General features: G+C 67.4%; 15 protein-coding genes. 9 read left to right on the top strand and 6 right to left on the bottom strand.

What is annotated here, in order from left to right:
• Positions 1-151: 151 nt before the first annotated feature.
• Complete coding sequence (trmB, locus tag FQV39_RS19525) at positions 152-847, top strand: tRNA (guanine(46)-N(7))-methyltransferase TrmB (RefSeq protein ID WP_149131806.1); 696 nt, start codon at positions 152-154, stop codon at positions 845-847.
• Here trmB and FQV39_RS19520 read toward each other — a convergent pair.
• On the bottom strand, positions 822-1,910 hold the full coding sequence (locus FQV39_RS19520) for a DUF2336 domain-containing protein (RefSeq protein WP_149131805.1): 1,089 nt from the start codon (positions 1,908-1,910) through the stop codon (positions 822-824). The two genes, trmB and FQV39_RS19520, sit on opposite strands and share 26 nt — an antisense overlap.
• A 217-nt stretch (positions 1,911-2,127) precedes the next feature.
• Between FQV39_RS19520 and rimP the strand changes: the two genes are divergently transcribed.
• The 6 genes from rimP (at position 2,128) to truB (ending at position 9,487) form a co-directional block, all read left to right on the top strand.
• On the top strand, positions 2,128-2,826 hold the full coding sequence (gene rimP / locus FQV39_RS19515; RefSeq protein WP_248313071.1) for a ribosome maturation factor RimP: 699 nt from the start codon (positions 2,128-2,130) through the stop codon (positions 2,824-2,826).
• A 5-nt stretch (positions 2,827-2,831) separates the two neighbouring features.
• Complete coding sequence (gene nusA, locus FQV39_RS19510) at positions 2,832-4,424, top strand: transcription termination factor NusA (RefSeq protein WP_149131803.1); 1,593 nt, start codon at positions 2,832-2,834, stop codon at positions 4,422-4,424.
• 14 nt (positions 4,425-4,438) lie between these two features.
• A complete protein-coding gene (locus FQV39_RS19505) occupies positions 4,439-5,128 on the top strand; it encodes an RNA-binding protein (RefSeq protein WP_282570088.1) in 690 nt (229 codons plus the stop codon).
• Positions 5,125-7,962 carry a translation initiation factor IF-2 gene (infB, locus tag FQV39_RS19500; RefSeq protein ID WP_149131801.1) on the top strand — a complete coding sequence of 946 codons (2,838 nt, stop codon included), beginning with the start codon at positions 5,125-5,127 and terminating at the stop codon, positions 7,960-7,962. Before FQV39_RS19505 ends, infB begins: the two co-directional genes overlap by 4 nt.
• 153 nt (positions 7,963-8,115) lie before the next feature.
• Complete coding sequence (gene rbfA / locus FQV39_RS19495; RefSeq protein WP_149131800.1) at positions 8,116-8,550, top strand: 30S ribosome-binding factor RbfA; 435 nt, start codon at positions 8,116-8,118, stop codon at positions 8,548-8,550.
• The gene (truB, locus tag FQV39_RS19490; RefSeq protein ID WP_149133935.1) at positions 8,540-9,487 is read left to right on the top strand and encodes a tRNA pseudouridine(55) synthase TruB; all 948 of its coding nucleotides are present in this window, start codon (positions 8,540-8,542) and stop codon (positions 9,485-9,487) included. The genes rbfA and truB overlap by 11 nt, the downstream gene beginning before the upstream one ends.
• Before the next feature lie 284 nt (positions 9,488-9,771).
• On the opposite strand, the gene hemA is transcribed toward truB, so the two are convergent.
• The 5 genes from hemA to FQV39_RS19465 all read right to left on the bottom strand — a co-directional run bounded on the left by hemA (position 9,772) and on the right by FQV39_RS19465 (position 15,517).
• Positions 9,772-10,983, bottom strand: a complete 1,212-nt coding sequence (gene hemA / locus FQV39_RS19485; RefSeq protein ID WP_149131799.1) for a 5-aminolevulinate synthase — start codon at positions 10,981-10,983, stop codon at positions 9,772-9,774.
• Between the two features lie 81 nt (positions 10,984-11,064).
• Positions 11,065-12,324 carry an allantoate amidohydrolase gene (locus tag FQV39_RS19480; RefSeq protein WP_149131798.1) on the bottom strand — a complete coding sequence of 420 codons (1,260 nt, stop codon included), beginning with the start codon at positions 12,322-12,324 and terminating at the stop codon, positions 11,065-11,067.
• Between the two features lie 251 nt (positions 12,325-12,575).
• A complete protein-coding gene (locus tag FQV39_RS19475) occupies positions 12,576-13,091 on the bottom strand; it encodes an invasion associated locus B family protein (RefSeq protein WP_248313069.1) in 516 nt (171 codons plus the stop codon).
• Positions 13,092-13,365: 274 nt separating this feature from the next.
• Complete coding sequence (locus FQV39_RS19470; protein WP_149131797.1) at positions 13,366-14,112, bottom strand: SDR family NAD(P)-dependent oxidoreductase; 747 nt, start codon at positions 14,110-14,112, stop codon at positions 13,366-13,368.
• Positions 14,113-14,404: 292 nt separating this feature from the next.
• Positions 14,405-15,517 (bottom strand): AbrB family transcriptional regulator, encoded by a 1,113-nt coding sequence (locus FQV39_RS19465; RefSeq protein ID WP_248313068.1) that lies wholly within the window; start codon positions 15,515-15,517, stop codon positions 14,405-14,407.
• A gap of 209 nt (positions 15,518-15,726) precedes the next feature.
• Between FQV39_RS19465 and FQV39_RS19460 the strand changes: the two genes are divergently transcribed.
• Both FQV39_RS19460 and FQV39_RS19455 read left to right on the top strand, forming a co-directional pair.
• The gene (locus FQV39_RS19460; RefSeq protein ID WP_187639990.1) at positions 15,727-16,791 is read left to right on the top strand and encodes a DMT family transporter; all 1,065 of its coding nucleotides are present in this window, start codon (positions 15,727-15,729) and stop codon (positions 16,789-16,791) included.
• A gap of 138 nt (positions 16,792-16,929) precedes the next feature.
• Complete coding sequence (locus FQV39_RS19455) at positions 16,930-17,973, top strand: GMP reductase (protein WP_149131794.1); 1,044 nt, start codon at positions 16,930-16,932, stop codon at positions 17,971-17,973.
• Positions 17,974-17,983: the final 10 nt, after the last annotated feature.

Below are 17,983 nucleotides of genomic sequence, written 5' to 3'. Positions count from 1 at the left end.
ATGGATGAGGTCGCTGAAACACCGCCGTCATCCCGGTCTTGACCCGGGATCCATCGTAGGGCTCCGGAGCTCTATGATGGATTCCGGATCTCCGCTTCGCTGCGTCCGGAATGACGGCGCCCTGTCCGACAAAGCGATACGAACACGGATCATGAGCTACGACCCTGATCATGACGACCGCGCCTTCTATGGCCGCCGCAAGGGCAAGGCGCTGCGCGACGGCCAGAGCCATCTGATCGAGCACACGCTGCCGCGGCTGCGTCTGCCTGAGGGCGAGATTGCCGATCTCAGGGCGCTCTTTCCCCAGCCTGTCGAGGCGGTCAGGCTCGAGATTGGCTTCGGCGGTGGCGAGCATCTGCTGATGCGGATGCGCGAGAGCCCGCAGATCGGCTTCATCGGGGTCGAACCCTTCGTCAACGGCATGGCCAAGTTCCTCGCCGTCGCCGAGCGGGAGGGGCTGACCAACATCCGCGTCTGGGACGACGATGCCGCCTTGCTGCTGCCGCGCTTGGCCGCCGGTGGCCTCGATGCCATCGACCTGCTCTATCCCGACCCCTGGCCGAAGCGCCGCCAGCGCAAGCGCCGCTTCGTCTCCGAGCACACGCTCGCCTTGTTCGCGCGGGCGCTCCGCCCCGGCGGGCGCTTCCGTTTCGCCAGCGACATCGACGATTATGTCGGCTGGACGCTGTCGCGCCTGCTGGTCTCGCCGGATTTCGACTGGACGGATGAACGGCCGGGCGACTGGCGCACGCCCTATCCCGGCTGGATTCGCACGCGCTACGAGGCGAAGGCGGTTCGGGAAGGGCGTATTTCCAGCTACCTCACGGCTTTGCGTCGCGCATCCTGAGGAAGCCGAGCACGCGCTGGGCGGTGCTCTGGGCGAGGTTGCGGAAGCTCTCGCGGGCACGGTCGAGGGCGGCCTGCGATTTCCCGAAATCCTTGCGCAGCGAGATCAGGGCGGCCGTCGTTTCCCATGACCAGCCGAGGCCGCGCGCGACGATCAGGATCGCTTCGCGGTCGCTGCCGAGGATGACCTGCTCGCTCGCCGGCAGGCTGAGCTGCGCCAGCACGGCGACGGCGCAGGTGGCGTGCTCCGTCGCACCCTCCCGCGCGAAACCGCGTACCTTGGCTTCATCGAGCTGCCCGGCTTCGTTCAGCTCACGGATCTCGACAAGCGCGGCGCTGATGGCGCCGAGTTCGCCGGGCATCTGGCCGCCGGCCGCGATGGCGTCGGCGCCGCGTTCGACCGCACCGTCGACGTCTCCGGCCAGCGTCGGCTCCAGGCTCTCGCTCAGGCGGCGGCGGGCGGAATTCTTGGCGGCGGTCATGAGCTGCCCGACCAGCTCCGGCGGAATGTCGCGCCGCAAGCCGAGCGTCGCCTGGAGCGCGTCGTCCTGGGCCGCGCGCATCACCAGAACGCCCATGCCATGACGCGAGAACCGCGCCGTCTGATTGGCCGCGACCGCATGGGTGACGACCCGTCCGCCGCGCAGTATCAGGAAATCGGTGACGGGCTCGCCGAGATCGGGTCGCTCCGTGATGGCGAGCATGTGGTCGCGGCCCTTGGCCGCCGACACCGCGACGAGATCCTGGTCGGTCAGCCGCGGCGACTGCACCAGGACAGGACGTGCCACGGCGATCTCGTCGAGGGCGAGTTGGCGCACGACGCCGCTCGGCGCGTTCGGCACGGGCGCGATCCGCTCCGAGAGCTCGATCCGGGCGCGCAGCTCGATGGCTCGCGACAGCCGTCCGATGACCGCGTCGAAGACGCCGATCTGCTGTTCGTCCATGTCGATCGCGGTCGCGAGGAAGAGGTCCGTCAGGCGTGACAGGATGACGGCGCGCTCGTCTCCCGAGCCGCGCGCCATCGTCGCCTCGAGATCCCGCAGCAGCGTTGCGACCGTACTCATACTCTGTCCTCGACCGCTATCCCGTCAGCCAGACTGGCAGGCAAGGATGACCATTGGGTTATCGCCAATGCTCGGAGCTTGCATATCGAGGCGATGCGGACTAAATAGCGGCCAACAGCTCTGGTATCGGTTAACGCCGATGATCAAGAGCGGGCCGGCCGGCCCGCTCTTTTTTATTGGCCGCAACCCGCCGGAGGCAGACGGGACGGCCCGGACCATGAACGAACCAAGCGAACCGAAAGCAGCGCCCGATCAGGAAGCGCGCCTCGTCGTCGAGGGCGGCGTGGCTGCGCGCGTCGCCGCGATCGTCGAGCCGGCGATCGTCGATCTTGGCTACCGGCTGGTGCGCGTGCGCGTCACCGGTCAGAACGGCTGCACCGTACAGATCATGGCCGAGAAGCCGGACGGCTCGATGACCGTCGAGGGCTGCGAGGAGATCAGCCAGGCGATCTCGCCGGCGCTCGACGTCGACGATCCCATTCAGGCAGCTTATCATCTCGAGATCTCGTCGCCGGGGATCGACCGGCCGTTGGTGCGCGCGAGCGATTTCGAGCGCTGGGCCGGTCACCTCGCCAAGATCGATACGAGTGAGCCCGTCGCCGGCCGCAAGCGTTTCCGTGGCATCCTGCGCGGTGCTTCCGGTCAGGACGCGCTGCTGACGCGGGACGACGCCAAGAGCGAGGAAGAGCGCGACGTCGCCATTCCGATGCGGCTGATCGCCGAGGCGCGCCTGCTGCTGACCGATGCGCTCGTCACCGAATCGCTGCGTCGCGGCAAGTCCGGCCTGCCGCCGGAGATGCCGGCCGCCGATGAGATCGCCAGCCCGAAGAAGGGCCGAGGCAAATCGCTGGGACCGCGGCCGGGCAAGAATGCCCGCGGACCGGCTCCGCACGAAGACAATAACGAAGAGGAGTGAGCGTCATGGTCGTCAGCGCCAACAGGCTCGAACTGCTGCAGATCGCCGACGCGGTCGCGCGCGAGAAGTCGATCGATCGTCAGATCGTCGTCGACGCCATGCAGGACGCCATCGCCAAGGCCGCCCGCTCGCGCTACGGCGCCGAGACCGACGTCCACGCCGAGATCAACACCAAGACCGGGGAGTTGCGCCTCGCCCGCCATCTTCAGGTCGTCGAGACCGTCGAGAACCCGGCGGTCGAAATCACCGTCGACGAGGCCAAGCGCCACAACCCGGCCGCCCAGGTCGGCGACGTCATCGCCGATCCGCTGCCGCCCTTCGATTTCGGCCGCATCGCCGCCCAGTCGGCCAAGCAGGTCATCGTCCAGAAGGTGCGCGAGGCTGAGCGCGACCGCCAGTACGACGAGTACAAGGATCGCATCGGCGAGATCGTCAACGGCGCGGTCAAGCGCGTCGAATACGGCAACGTCTTCGTCGATCTCGGCCGTGGCGAAGCCATCATCCGCCGCGACGAGATGATCCCGCGCGAGACCTTCAAGGTCGGCGATCGTGCCCGCGCCTATGTCTACGACGTGCGTCGCGAGCCGCGCGGTCCGCAGATCTTCCTGTCGCGCACCCATCCGCAGTTCATGGCCAAGCTCTTCGGCCAGGAAGTGCCGGAGATCTATGACGGCATCGTTGAAGTCAAAGCTGTCGCCCGCGATCCGGGCTCGCGCGCCAAGATCGCCGTCATCAGCCGCGATTCCTCGATCGATCCGGTCGGCGCCTGCGTCGGCATGCGCGGCTCGCGCGTGCAGGCCGTGGTCGGCGAGCTGCAGGGCGAGAAGATCGACATCATCCCGTGGTCGCCGGATGTCGCGACCTTCGTCGTCAATGCGCTGCAGCCGGCCGAGGTCGCCAAGGTGGTGCTCGACGAGGAGGCCGACAAGATCGAGGTCGTCGTGCCGGACGAGCAGCTCTCGCTCGCCATCGGCCGCCGCGGCCAGAATGTGCGCCTCGCCTCGCAGCTCACCGGCTGGGACATCGACATCCTGACCGAGCAGGAAGAGTCGGAGCGTCGCCAGAAGGAGTTCGTGCAGCGCACCGAGCTGTTCATGAACGCGCTGAACGTCGACGAGACGGTCGGCCAGCTGCTGGCCTCGGAAGGCTTCCGCAATGTCGAGGAGCTCGCCTATGTCGAGCTTGCCGAGCTCGCCTCGATCGAGGGCTTCGACGAGGAGACGGCGGGCGAGATCCAGAACCGCGCGCAGGAACACCTCGCCGCTATCGAGGCTGAGCTCGACGAGAAGCGTCGGGCGCTCGGCGTCGAGGATGCCTTGCGCGAGGTCGAGGGCGTCACCACTTCGATGATGGTCGCGCTCGGCGAGAACGATGTGAAGACCGTCGAGGATCTCGCGGGTTGCGCCACGGACGATCTGGTTGGTTGGACCGAGCGCAAGGACGGCGAGGCGACCCGCCATGCCGGCTATCTCGACGGCTTTGATCTCTCCCGTCAGGATGCCGAGGCCATCATCATGGCTGCGCGCATCCACGCCGGCTGGATCGAGGCGCCGGCCGAGGAGCCTGAGGCGGAAGCCGGCGAGGAGGCCGAGGCCTGAGCGGGGCTGTCGCGGTGAAGGCGGCGCAGAAGGAAGGGCCGGAGCGGAGCTGCGTGGTCACGCGGGCCGTCAAGGCACCTGACGACCTGATCCGCTTCGTCGCCGGGCCCGACGGGGTGCTCGTGCCGGATCTGCGGCGCAAGCTGCCTGGCCGCGGCGTCTGGGCGAGCTTGAGCCGCAAGATTGTTGTCGAGGCGATCAAGCGGAAAGCCTTCGAGCGTTCGCTCAAGGCGAAGGTCGCGGTTCCGGCGGATTTGCCGGATATGATCGACGGGCTGATGTACCGCGACACGCTGCAGGCGCTGGCGATGGCCAATAAGGCCGGACTCGTCACCGCCGGCTTCGCCAAGGTCGAGGCGCAGATCGAAACCGGCCGTTGTCTGGCAGTGATCGCCGCAAGCGATGGCGCCGAGGACGGCAAGCGCAAGATCGGCCAAGCCGTACGCCGGTTGGCTGCGGCCCGCGAGGCCGAAGGGCTCAAGGCCCGCGAATTGCCCGTCGTCGCGATTTTCACGGCGGCGGATTTGGAATTGGCGTTGGGGCGCGCACATGTGATACATGCCGCGCTTGCTCCGGGACCAGCGGCCGAGGGCGTCCTCTCGCGCTGGCGTCGGCTCGTCCGGTACCGGACGGACGATACCGCCGCATCCGACCAGAACGATATTGAAGACACGACCGAACCGGCAGGACCGAACGCGGAATGACCGATACCAAAAACCCGGGCGACAAGACTTTGACCGTCAACCCGCCCAAGACCCTGTCGCTGAAGCGGCCTGTCGAGCAGAGCACTGTTCGCCAGAGCTTCTCGCATGGGCGTTCGAAGCAGGTCGTCGTCGAGGTCAAGCGCCGCGCCGCCGGCCACGAGGTGAAGGAACCCGTCGCGCCACGCGCTCCGCAGGCTCCTGCCCCGCAGGCGGCCCTGCCGCGCCCTGCCGCGCCGAGCCCGCAGGCGCCTCAGCGCCCGGCTGGCAGCATGCTGCTGCGCACGCTCTCCGACGAGGAGAAGGACGCGCGTCAGCGCGCGCTTGCCGAAGCCCGCAGCACTGAGGCCGAGGCGCGCCGCGTCGCTGAAGAGGAGGCGCGCCAGCGCGCCGCCGCCATTGAGCGCGAGCGCCAGGAGCGTGAAGCCGCCGCCGCCCGCCAGCGCCAGGAGGAAGAGCGTCGCCGTCAAGAGGACGAGCAGAAGCGTCGCGCCGAGAGCGTCGTGCGCCAGCGCGAGGACCATGCGCCCCGCCCGGCCGCTCCCCCTGCCGCGCCGCGCGAGCCCGCTCCCCAGGCCGCCGCTCCTGCGCCGCAGCCGACCCAGTATTACGGCCGCCCGGCCCCGTCCGGTCCGCGTGAGTTCACGCCGCGCTCGCCCGGCCCCGGGCGTGATGTCGGCGCGCGTCCGCCGCGGCTGGACTCCCGTCCGCCGCGTTCCGATTCGCCGCGTCCGCCACGCATGGATTCGTCGGCTCCGGCAGAGCCGGCCGTCGCTCGTCCGACCCGCCAGGCTCCGCCGTCGAGCGGCGCCCCGCGCAATCGCTCGGATGACGTCGATGTCAAGGCCGCTTTCCGCCGTCCCGGCTTGGGTGCCGGCGCCGGCCGTGGTCCCGCTCCGGCGGCGCCCAAGACGCCGAAGACCAGCAACGACAAGCCGCGTGGCCGCCTGACGCTGGCGACCGCCACGGGCGGCGACGACGAGCGGACACGTTCGGTCGCGTCCTTCCGCCGTCGCGTGCAGCGCATGACCGGCCACCGGGCTTCCGACGCGCAGAAAGAGCGCGTGATGCGCGAGGTGACGATCCCCGAGACGATCACCATCCAGGAGCTCGCCAACCGCATGGCGGAGCGCGGCGTCGACGTCATCCGCCTGCTGATGAAGCAGGGCGCGATGCACAAGATCACCGACGTGATCGATGCCGACACCGCCCAGCTCATCGCCGAGGAGATGGGGCACTCCGTCAAGCGCGTCGCCGAATCCGACGTCGAGGAAGGCCTGTTCGACACGCCGGATACCGACGAGACCCTGGAGCCGCGGCCGTCGGTCGTGACCATCATGGGCCATGTCGACCACGGCAAGACCTCGCTGCTCGACGCTATCCGCAAGACCAAGGTCGTCACCGGCGAGGCCGGCGGCATCACCCAGCACATCGGCGCCTATCAGGTGACGACGCCGCTGGGCAGCAAGGTGACGTTCATCGACACGCCCGGCCACGCCGCCTTCACGGCGATGCGCGCCCGCGGCGCCAAGGTGACGGATATCGTCGTGCTGGTCGTGGCGGCCGATGACGGCGTCATGCCGCAGACGGCCGAGGCGATCCACCACGCCAAGGCTGCCGGCGTGCCTCTGATCGTGGCGATCAACAAGGTCGACAAGGCCGACGCCAACCCGGACCGCGTCCGCGCCGAGCTGCTGCAATACGAGATCCAGGTCGAAACGCTCGGCGGTGAGACGCTCGAGGTCGAGGTCTCGGCCAAGACCGGGCAGAATCTCGACAAGCTGCTGGAAGCGATCTCGCTGCAGGCCGAGGTTCTCGAGCTCAAGGCCAATCCGCACCGCGCCGCCGAAGGCACGGTCATCGAGGCCAAGCTCGATCGCGGCCGTGGCCCGGTCGCGACCGTGCTCGTCCAGCGTGGCACGCTGCGCACCGGCGACATCGTCGTGGCGGGTGCCGAATGGGGCCGCGTCCGTGCGCTCATCGCCGATACCGGCGCCCAGGTGAAGGAGGCTCCGCCCTCCATGCCGGTCGAGGTGCTCGGCTTCAACGGCACGCCCGAGGCCGGCGATCGCGTCGCGGTGGTCGAGTCGGAAGCACGTGCCCGCGAGATCACCGAGTATCGCGAGCGTCAGCGCCGCGACCGCCAGGCCGCCCGTGGCGCCGCCTCCGGCGCCGGCCGTTCGCTTGCCGAGATGATGCGCGAGCTCAAGGAAGGCGCTGGCCGCAAGGAGTTCCCGCTGGTCGTCAAGGGCGACGTGCAGGGCTCGGTGGAAGCCATTGTCGGAGCGCTTGAAAAGGTCGGCAACGACGAGGTGCGCGCTCGCGTGCTCTCCTCGGGCGTCGGCGCCATCACCGAGTCGGACGTTACACTCGCCCAGGCTTCGGGCGCGGTCGTGGTCGGCTTCAACGTCCGTGCGCACAAGGAAGCGCGCGAGGCGGCGGAGCGGGCTGGCGTCGAGATCCGCTACTACAACATCATCTATAACCTCATGGATGATGTGAAGGACGCGATGTCGGGCCTGCTGGCGCCGACCCTGCGCGAGACCATGCTCGGCAACGCGACGATCCTCGAAATCTTCAACGTCTCGAAGGTCGGCAAGATCGCCGGCTGCCGCGTCACCGACGGCACGATCGAGCGCGGTGCCAATGTCCGCCTGATCCGCGACAACGTCGTGGTTCACGAAGGCAAGCTCGGCCAGCTCAAGCGCTTCAAGGACGACGCCAAGGAAGTCGTGGCCGGCCAGGAATGCGGCATGGCCTTCGAGAACTACCAGGACATGCGCGTCGGCGACGTGATCGAGTGCTATCGCGTCGAAGAGATCAAGCGCAGCCTGTAAGGGCTCCGCTTCCTGAAACAGCGCGTCATGGCCGGGCTTGACCCGGCCATCTCGTGACGAGAAGAGCGCGTTAGGCGCCTCATCTTCGAAGAGACAGTCGGGTCAAGCCCGACCGTGACGTTTGTTCCGGTCCGATCCCGGAGAACGAGAACCATGGCCAAACCTGCAAAACCTTCCGGTCCGTCCCAACGGCAGCTGCGCGTCGGCGAACTGATCCGACACGCCCTTGCCGACATGCTCTCGCGCGGCGACATCCATGACGATGTACTGGCGAAGCATGTCGTCACCGTGCCCGAAGTGCGCCTCTCGCCCGATCTCAAGCTCGCCACCGCCTACATCATGCCGCTCGGCGGGCAGGACGTCGCCCCGGTGCTCAAGGCGCTGGACGGCCACAAGCGTTATATCCGCGGCGAGATCGCGCACCGGGTGAACCTGAAATACGCGCCGGACATCCGCTTCCGCGCCGATGAGAGCTTCGCGGAAGCCGAGCGCATCGACGCGCTGCTCGATTCCGAGCAGGTCCGCCGCGACACGCTGCGCCAGCCCCTCAAGATCGACCAAGACGACGACCGTGACGATGACCGCTGAGAGCAACCCCGAAGCCGTTCCGACCCCGGAGAGTGCCCCGGCGCCGCGTCCGAAGAAGCGTGACGTCCATGGCTGGGTCGTGCTCGACAAGCCGGTCGGCATGACCTCGACCCATGCGGTCAGCGTCGTGAAGCGCGCCTTCTCGGCCCGCAAGGCCGGGCATGCCGGCACGCTCGATCCACTGGCGTCCGGCCTGCTGCCGATCGCGCTGGGCGAGGCGACCAAGACCGTTCCCTTCGTCATGGACGGCCGCAAGGCCTATCAGTTCACCGTGGCCTGGGGCACGCAGACCGATACCGACGATACCGAGGGCCGGGTTATCGCGACCTCGGAGAAGCGCCCGGACGAGGCTGCGATCGCGGCGCTGCTGCCGCGCTTCACCGGCACGATCCTGCAGACGCCGCCCAAATTCTCGGCGATCAAGATCGCCGGCGAGCGGGCCTATGACCTCGCCCGCGACGGCGAGGAGGTCGAGCTGGAGGCGAGGCCCGTCGAGATCGACGCGCTTTCGATCGTCAGCCACGACGGCGCCACCACGACCTTCGAGGCGGAGTGCGGCAAGGGCACCTATGTCCGCGCCATCGCCCGCGATCTCGGTCTCGCGCTCGGCTGCCTCGGCCATGTCGCGCATCTGCGCCGCACCCGTGTCGGGCCCTTCACGGTCGGTGAAGCCGCCAGCGTCGAGATGCTGCGGGAAAGCCCGGAGAGCGCTCTGACGGCCCTCCAGCCGGTCAAGGCGGCGCTGACGCTGATCCCGGAGATCGTGATCCACCGCGATGCCGCCGCCCGCATCAAGCGGGGCCAGAGCGCGCTGCTGCGCGGCGCCGGGGCGCCGATCGAGCTGGCAGCGGCCTACGCAACCTGCGCCGGCACGCTGATCGCGACCGGCTCGGTCGAGAACGGCGAATTCGTCCCCCACCGCGTGTTCAATCTTTGATCCAATCGCGCGTCATGCTCGGGCTCGACCCGAGCATCTCGTGACGAATGGGTGAGGAACCGCGGGGAACCCTCTCCCGGAGGGAGAGGGCAGGGTGAGGGGTAGGCCGTCGGAAGCAAAGGCCATGACCTGACCACCGCCGCGGCCAGGACGCGCTTTACTGGTCGAAGGGCCTACACCTCACCCCTACCCCTCTCCTTACAGGAGAGGGGTTCCCCGCGCTTCTCCCGTGCCGTCCGCACCGACGACTTCCGGTGTCTGAGACAGGAGACAATGGGCCGCCGCTAAGCCGCCCGCTTCAGCCCGTCCCGCGCCCAGATCGCGCTGAGCGCGGCGACCAGGCGGTCGATATCGGCGTCGGAATGGAACGGCGAGGGCGTGATCCTGAGCCGCTCGGTGCCGCGCGGCACGGTCGGGTAGTTGATCGGCTGGACATAGATGTCGAAGCGCGCCAGCAGCTCGTCGCTGATCGCCTTGCAGGCCTTCGCCTCCCCGACCATCACCGGCACGATATGGCTGGGATTGGCCAGATGCGGGATGCCGGCCGCGTCGAGCTTGCCGCGCAGCGCCGCGACGCGATCCTGCTGGCGCTCACGCTCCGCCGAGCTCTCCTTGAGATGCCGGATCGCTGCGATGGCGCCGGCCGCCACCGCCGGCGGCAGCGAGCTTGAGAAGATGAAGCCGGAGGCGAAGCTGCGGATGAAGTCGCAGAGCGCGGCCGAACCGGTGATGTAGCCACCGATCACGCCGAAGGATTTCGCCAACGTGCCCTGGATCAGGGTCAGGCGATCGGTAAGGCCGTCGCGCTGGGAGATGCCGCCGCCGCGGGGGCCATAGAGCCCGACGGCATGGACCTCATCGAGATAGGTCATCGCGCCGAATTCGTCGGCGATGTCGCAGAATTCCTCGATCGGCGCGATGTCGCCATCCATCGAATAGACCGACTCGAAGGCGATCAGCTTCGGCCGGGCCGGATCGAGCGCGGCGAGCTTGCGGCGCAGATCGTCCGGGTCGTTATGGGCGAAGATATGCTTCTCGACGCGCGAATGCCGGATGCCCTCGATCATCGAGGCATGGTTGAGCGCGTCCGTCAGGATGACGCAGCCCGGAAGCTTGGCTGCGAGCGTCGAGAGCGAAGCCCAGTTCGACATGTAGCCGGAGTTGAACAGCAGCGCCGCTTCCTTGCCGTGCAGGTCGGCGAGCTCGCGCTCCAGCAGGACGTGGTAGTGATTGGTGCCGCCGATATTGCGGGTGCCGCCTGCGCCGGCGCCGCAGCCGTCGAGCGCTTCATGCATCGCGGCAAGCACCTTTGGATGCTGCCCCATGCCGAGATAGTCGTTCGAGCACCAGACGGTGACCTCGCGCGGGCCGTCCTCGCCATGATAGGTCGCAATCGGGAAGCGGCCGGCCCGGCGCTCCAGATCGGCGAAGACGCGATAGCGGCCTTCGCGGTGCAGCCCGTCCAGTTCGCTACGGAAGAAACTCTCGAAATCCATGGCCAGCCTCCTGCGGCGCGCCTCTCCTAGGCCTTTCCGGCCCCTTGCGGAATGGTGCGCGGTGTCGCGGCTGGAATTCTTCTACTTTGAGCGTTCAGCCAGTTCCAGAAGCGTTTCGATCAGGACCTTGATCGCGATGCCGGCGTCTTCCTCGCTCATGTTCTCCAACGGCGAATGGCTGATGCCCTTTTCGTTGCGCACGAACAGCATGGCCGCCGGCGCGATCGCCGCCATGGTCATGGCGTCATGCCCGGCCCCGGATGGAAGCTTGCGGCCCGCGATATTGCTGCCGGTCCTGGCGATGCCGGCCGCGAAGGCGTCCTGCAGGCGCGGCTCCATCGGAACGGCATCGGCCTTCGCATAGGGCACGATCTCGAGCCCGACGCCGCGGCGTGCCGCGATCTCGGCGAAGCGGCTGCGGATCGCGGTTTCCATCGCTGCGAGCGTCTCGTTTTTCGGTGCGCGGAAATCGATGGAGAACTCAGCCGCGCCGGGGACGACATTGGTCGCGCCGGGCTCGGGCCTGAGCACGCCGACCGTGCCTACGGCGAGCTCATGTCCGGCCGCGATCTGCTCCAGCGCAAGTGCCATCTCGGCGGACGCCGTCAGCGCGTCCTTGCGCAGCGCCATCGGCACGGTACCGGCATGGCCGGCCTCGCCGGTGACGCGCACCCGAGCCCGGCTCTGGGCGTTGATGGCGGTGACGATGCCGACCGGCTCGTTCTGCGCCTCCAGCACCGGGCCCTGCTCGATATGGACTTCGAGATAGGCCTGGATCGAGCCGGGCTTGCGTGCGAGGGCAGCAATGCCATTGGGGTTTCCGCCGAAGGCGACGAGGGCATCGCCGAGCCTCACGCCCTCGCTGTCGCGCGCTTCCAGCCAGGCCGGATCATAAGCGCCTGCCAGCGCTTCCGAGGTCGAGAGATGCGTCGGGAAGCGCACGTTCTCCTCGTCGCCGAAGCCCACGACCTCGAGCGGGAAGGGCAGGCTGATCCCCGCATCGCGTAGCGCCTGCGCGGCGAGGATGCCGGCGACGACACCGAGATTGCCGTCGAAGCGACCGCCATCCTTCACCGTGTCGATATGCGAGCCGATCAGCACGGCAGGCGCGCCGGGCACCGTGCCCTCACGCCGCCCCTGCACCGAGCCGGCGGCATCGATGAAGGCGGTGAGCCCCGCGACTTCCATGGCGCCCTTGACCCACTCCGCCGCCTGTCTGTGCGCGGGTGAAAGATAGAGCCGCGTCAGCTTGCCCGGCTCGTCGCTGAACCGGTTGAGGCCTGCAAGTGCGGCAAAGGCACGGGCACCGAGGACGGCGGCGGAAGGAAGCGTCTGCGTCATGGCGCGACGTTAGTGCAGGATACGAAAAAGTGGGAACCGGTTTTTCGCAAAGGTCCTGTTCTAGGGTCTGTCGTCATTATGGCTGGTGTTCTGACGCCGCCCAAAAGGCCCGCGCCCCTTCGGGGTCGGGCGAAAATGCCCGACAGCTGTGTCGGTCCCTTGCCCGATGCCTAGGGCATCGGGCTGCGGGCGCCTCCGTGCTTTCGGGCATTTTGGCCCGATCAGAACACCAGCCATAATGACGACAGACCCTAGCTCTGCGCCGCGCCGGCATTGCAGCGCTGCATCATGCGGGAGGCGGCTGTGACGCCGGCGAGCGAGAAGGTGTAGGTCGTGGCGTTGCCGCGGGCGGAGCGCGCTTCCAGCACCATGCTGTTGCCGGCCCGCATCGCGGCGAGCAGCGCCGGCTCGCGTTCGAGCCGTTCGAGCCAGGCATTGTTGCCCTCGGTCAGCATGCGGAAGCTGTCGTCGCCGATGGTGACGGTGACGATCGAGTTCTTGGCGAAGTCGTAACCGGTCTGGAAGCTCGATTCGGTATTGCTGTCGCTGCCGCCGGTCTGCACGAAGAAGAACACCTCTCCATGGCGCAAGCTGGAAGGTTCTTCGGTCGATGGTGTGCTCATGATGAAGCAACGCTGCGTATCGCCCTGCTCATAGGTCGCCGCGCTCCAGTCGCTGAACTGTCCGAGCGATTTGGCGGTGACAGCCTGAGCTGCCGAGGCCGTCAGCAGGACAAGAGCGGTCGTTGAGAGCGCCATCTTGATCATCGTTTCATCTCCTTTTGCCCCTTCAGGGTGAAAAGAGAGCCTTACCGGGGCGTAAACATGATCAAGATATTTGTGCGTCGATCTGGCGCAGGGCGTGGCGCGGGCCTTCCGACGCTGCGCCGAAGCTAGAGCATTTCCGCGTTTCTCTGAATCGCGGAAATGCTCCATCTCCTTGTTTTGTCGCATTTTCTTTACGCGAACCGGTACCCACTTCGCTCGAAAATGCTGTAGGGAAATCCTCCTGGCCGGCGCAGCTCCATCTTCGGCATTTGCTTCAGTAGGTCGCCCGTCCGCCTGAGAGGTCGAAGACGCCGGCGGTGGTGAAGCTGTTCTCCGCCGAGGCCAGGAAGGCGACCATCGAGGCGACCTCCTCCGGCAGCAGGAAGCGCCCGCGCGGAATCTTCGCCAGCATGTAGCCGATGTGCTCCTCGCTCATCTGGTCGAAGATGCGGGTGCGTGCGGCGGCCGGGGTGATGCAATTCACGGCGATGTCCTTGTCGGCGAGCTCCTTGCCGAGCGACTTGGTCAGCGCGATCACCGCCGCCTTCGAGGCCGAATAGGCCGAGGCGTTGGGGTTGCCTTCCTTGCCGGCGATCGAGGCGACGAGAACGATGCGGCCGTAGTTGCGCTTGACCATGCCGGGAATGACCGACCGGCAACAATGCAGGGTGCCGTCGACATTGAGCCGCATGACGCGGGCCCAGTCCTCGAGCGGGTATTCCCAGGTCTTGTGGTTGGGGCCGGCGATGCCGGCGCTGGTGACGAGGATATCGACGCTGCCGTGCTTCGCCTCCAGTACGTCGCTCGCCTTCTGCACGGCGGCGGCGTCCGTCACGTCCACAGCGACGCCGACGGCGCCATGACCGATCTCGGCAGCGGCCTTCTCTGCGAGCGCTCCGTCGACGTCCCAGATCGCGACCGTCGCGCCGCTGGCGGCGAAGCGCTTGGCGACGGCCCGGCCAATTCCCTGAGCCCCGCCGGTGACGATGGCCACGCGGTTCTTTAAATCGATTTGGTTCATGCCCCTGAGCCTCCCGGATGTCGTTCGAACCACCCTAGAGCACGCTCCGATCTGACTGCAACGCAGTCAGATCGGAGAACGCGTTCTCTCATTTGAGTTTAGAGACGGATTCACCGATCAGGTTGATTCAACCTGATCGGTGAATCCGTCTCTAGCGTCGCTGATCGGCACCGGCCAGAGGACGCTTCCATTTCGGTGGTCAGCGCCGATCGGTCATGCGAGACGTTAGGGACGATGGCAGAATTGTCCGAGGGGCTGCATAGCCCGGCCACCGCAGCCGGCTGAGTCGGCGCTATTCCGCCGGCGCGGTCTTCTCGCGGCGGCGGCCGATCAGCCCGAAGATCGGCCCGGCCGAGACCATGACCAGGAAGACGCGGATGATGTGGTGCGCTGCGACGAAGGCGACTTCGGTGTGCAGCGCCAGCGCGATCAGGCTCATCTCGGCGAGGCCGCCTGGCGAATAGGCGAGGATCAGCGGCACATGGCCGTGGACTGAAACCAGCGCCACCAGCCAGGCGAAGCTCAGCGTCAGGGCGAGCAGGATCACGGTCGAGCCGACGGAGAGCAGCAGCACGCGCAGGATGATGCTGGGCGCCGTGCCGACAAAGCGGCAGCCGATGGTGACGCCGAGCACGAGCTGCGCCGCATTGACGATCTCGGCCGGCGGCACTGCCGCGCTGAGGCCGGTGACATGGACGATCGCGCTCATCAGCATCGGTCCAAGCAGATATTTAGCCGGCAATTTTAGCCAATGGCCGGCCATTACGCCGAAGATGCCGCAACCGATCAGCCAGAGCTCGGAGCCGAGAGGTGTCTGTGCGAAAGATGGGCCGGCGACACGCCCGCCGCCGAGCGAAACGCCACCGATCCATTGCACGATGAAGGGCAGGGTCATCACCACCAGCAGGATGCGGGCAGAGTGGATCAGGGCGATGATGCGGGCATCGCCGCCCTTCTCCTCGCCGACCGTCACCATCTCGACGAGACCGCCCGGCATGCCGGAGAAGAAGGCGGTGACCGGGTCGAATCCGGCAACGCGGCGGAAATAGCCGACGCAGCACAGGCCGCAGGCGACCATGAACAGCACGAGCCCGGCCAGCGTCGGCAGCCAGTTCGGCAGCTGCGCCACGACATCCGGCTTGAACGATGCGCCGAGCATCACGCCGATCACCGCCGTCATCGGCGGCCGGATCACCGGCGGGGCGGCGACCGGCAGCTTGATCAGGGCCGCCGCCGTGCAGAATACCATCGAGCCCAGCATCCACGGCAGGGGCAGTCGCGCCTGCACGAACAGCCAGCCCCCGAGCCCGCCGAGTGCCAGCGCCAGAGCGAAGCGCCGATAAGGAAAGCGGCTCGGCGCCAGCGCCCGAATCCCGTTCGCGAAATCCTCGATCAGAACCTTCAAGCTCGTGCTCCGGGACGTGAAACAGTGCCCTCCTAGAGCCTGTTCGTGCGGCTGCCCACCCCCGGCCGCGAATGCCGGCCCCGCTCCGGCCGCGCCGCCGGCACAACCCGGCCATGTGCCTTTCTCATTGGCCGGATTGACGCGCTTCATCAATGATTTGCGCAAAGAGAAACGCGGGGTCGACCTCAAGGCCGGCCGGGTCGGGGGCGATGAGCGAGGATCGGCAGGCCGGCCGGCAAAGCCGGACGGATGTGGAAGGCGAAGCGCCCGCCTGGCAGGAGGCGGCTGCGTCGCCGCTCTCCGACAAGTTGGTCACACCTGACGAGCCCGATCCGATCGTCCTCTCGGAAGTGCCCAGCGGTCCGAGGCCGTCTCTGCGCCGGCTGCGGCACTGGTGGCGTGGCGCCAGCCCCAATCTGCGCGGCTCCGTCTTCATGATCTCGGCCTTGCTGGTCTATGCGGTGATGGTCGCCGGCATCAAGCATGTCGGCCAGGCCGTTCCGCTGGTGCAGATCCTGCTGATCCGGCAGGTGATCATGACCGCGATCCTGCTCGCCTTCGCGGCCGGCAGCCTGCGCCGGGCGCTGCATACGGAGCGTCTCGGCCTGCAGATCTTCCGCAGCGTGATCACGCTGCTCTCCATGCTTTGCGGCTTCACCGCCGTGGTCAGGATACCGCTCGCCCAGGCGACGGCGATCGGTTTCAGCCAGGTGCTCTTCGTCACCATCGCCGCGGTTCTGGTGCTGAAGGAGGCGGTCGATGGCCGCCGCTGGGCCGCGACGATCATCGGCTTCATCGGCGTGCTGATCATGCTGCGCCCCAGTTCCGAGGGGCTCGACGTCTATGCGCTGCTTTCCGTCGCCGGGGCCATCTTCGGCGCCGGCATCACCGTCAGCGTCCGCAAGCTCGCGGCGAGCGAGCGCACGGACACCATCCTGCTCTATCAGGGCATCGTGCTGATCGCTCTGCTCGCCCTGCCCTGCTGGCTCTGGTGGCAACCGCCGACACCGAACCAGTGGTTCTGGCTGGTCATCCTGAGCGTGTTCGGCACGGCCGGGCAATGGCTCATCACCCGCGCCTATCAGGTCGGCGAGGCGGCAGCGCTGGCGCCGCTCGATTTCAGCCGCCTGCTGCTGGCGAGCTTCACCGGCTTCGTCTTCTTCGCCGAGATTCCGGCGCTCACCACCTGGATCGGCGCCGTCATCGTGATCGGGGCGACGCTCTACACCATCCGCAAGAACGCGCGGCCGCCGGTCTCACCTGCTTCGGCCTGAGCCTCGCCCGGACCAGCATTGCATCGACGGGGGCCAGGGCGCTATGAATCGGCGCACGCCTCTTTCGCGTGCGTCACCCGAGCAACAGCCCTCGGGATTCCGGCTCCAGCCACCCCGGAACGCCACCAGAGGCCAATCATGCGCATCGAAAACGACCCGAAGCTCGACTTCCGCGACGTGCTGATCCGTCCGAAGCGCTCGACGCTCGGCAGCCGCGCCGAAGTCGATGTCGAGCGCAGCTTCCGCTTTGCCCATACCGGCAAGGAGTGGAAGGGTTTCCCGCTGATCGCCGCCAACATGGACGTGGTCGGCACGATGAGCATGGCGCGGGCGCTGCTGAAGCACGGCGCCATGGTCGCGCTGCACAAGCACTACAGCGCCGAGGAGCTGATCGCCTTCTTCCGCGAGCCGGGCTCAGCCAACGCCTTCTACTCACTTGGCACGACCGACACCGACCATGACAAGCTCAAGGCGGTTCACGCCCAGTCGCCGATCAGCAAGATCTGTCTCGACGTCGCCAATGGCTACACCGAGAAGTTCGTCGATACGGTCAAGTCGACGCGCGCCGCCTTCCCCGATGCCGCGATCATGGCGGGCAATGTCGTCACCGGCGACATGACCGAGGCGCTGATCCTCGCCGGCGCGGATATCGTCAAGGTTGGCATCGGTCCCGGCTCGGTCTGCACCACCCGCAAGATGACCGGCGTCGGTTACCCGCAGCTCTCGGCGATCATCGAATGCTCCGATGCCGCGCACGGGCTGAAGGGGCTGGTCTGTGGCGATGGCGGCCTGACAGTGCCGGGCGACGTCGCCAAGGCCTTCGGCGGCGGCTCGGATTTCGTGATGATGGGCGGCATGCTCGCCGGCCACGACGAATGCGAGGGCGAGATCCGCTACGAGGAGCGCGACGGCGAGAAGGTGCCGGTTGCCATGACCTTCTACGGCATGTCCTCCGACACGGCGATGAACAAGTACTCCGGCGGCGTCGCCAAGTACCGGGCATCCGAGGGCAAGACCGTCGAGGTGCCCTATCGCGGCCCGGTCGAGGGCACGATGCAGGAGCTCATGGGCGGCGTGCGCTCTGCGATGACCTATATCGGCGCGGTCCGCCTGAAGGAGATGTCGAAGCGTACCACCTTCATCATGGTCGGCACCCAGCTCAACACCGTGTTCGGCAACTGAACCAAGCCAG

This window comes from Bosea sp. F3-2, assembly GCF_008253865.1.
Taxonomy (GTDB): Bacteria; Pseudomonadota; Alphaproteobacteria; order Rhizobiales; family Beijerinckiaceae; genus Allobosea.
This window is presented reverse-complemented; position numbering and strand designations above follow the sequence as displayed.

Excerpts from the sequence above, each read along its gene's own strand:
- nusA (WP_149131803.1), top strand. The coding sequence starts at position 2,832 with ATGGTCGTCAGCGCCAACAGGCTCGAACTGCTGCAGATCGCCGACGCG.
- FQV39_RS19460 (WP_187639990.1), top strand. The coding sequence starts at position 15,727 with ATGAGCGAGGATCGGCAGGCCGGCCGGCAAAGCCGGACGGATGTGGAA.
- FQV39_RS19455 (WP_149131794.1), top strand. The coding sequence starts at position 16,930 with ATGCGCATCGAAAACGACCCGAAGCTCGACTTCCGCGACGTGCTGATC.
- truB (WP_149133935.1), top strand. The coding sequence starts at position 8,540 with ATGACCGCTGAGAGCAACCCCGAAGCCGTTCCGACCCCGGAGAGTGCC.
- FQV39_RS19470 (WP_149131797.1), bottom strand. The coding sequence starts at position 14,112 with ATGAACCAAATCGATTTAAAGAACCGCGTGGCCATCGTCACCGGCGGG.
- FQV39_RS19480 (WP_149131798.1), bottom strand. The coding sequence starts at position 12,324 with ATGACGCAGACGCTTCCTTCCGCCGCCGTCCTCGGTGCCCGTGCCTTT.
- FQV39_RS19475 (WP_248313069.1), bottom strand. The coding sequence starts at position 13,091 with ATGATCAAGATGGCGCTCTCAACGACCGCTCTTGTCCTGCTGACGGCC.
- infB (WP_149131801.1), top strand. The coding sequence starts at position 5,125 with ATGACCGATACCAAAAACCCGGGCGACAAGACTTTGACCGTCAACCCG.
- rimP (WP_248313071.1), top strand. The coding sequence starts at position 2,128 with ATGAACGAACCAAGCGAACCGAAAGCAGCGCCCGATCAGGAAGCGCGC.
- trmB (WP_149131806.1), top strand. The coding sequence starts at position 152 with ATGAGCTACGACCCTGATCATGACGACCGCGCCTTCTATGGCCGCCGC.
- rbfA (WP_149131800.1), top strand. The coding sequence starts at position 8,116 with ATGGCCAAACCTGCAAAACCTTCCGGTCCGTCCCAACGGCAGCTGCGC.
- FQV39_RS19520 (WP_149131805.1), bottom strand. The coding sequence starts at position 1,910 with ATGAGTACGGTCGCAACGCTGCTGCGGGATCTCGAGGCGACGATGGCG.
- hemA (WP_149131799.1), bottom strand. The coding sequence starts at position 10,983 with ATGGATTTCGAGAGTTTCTTCCGTAGCGAACTGGACGGGCTGCACCGC.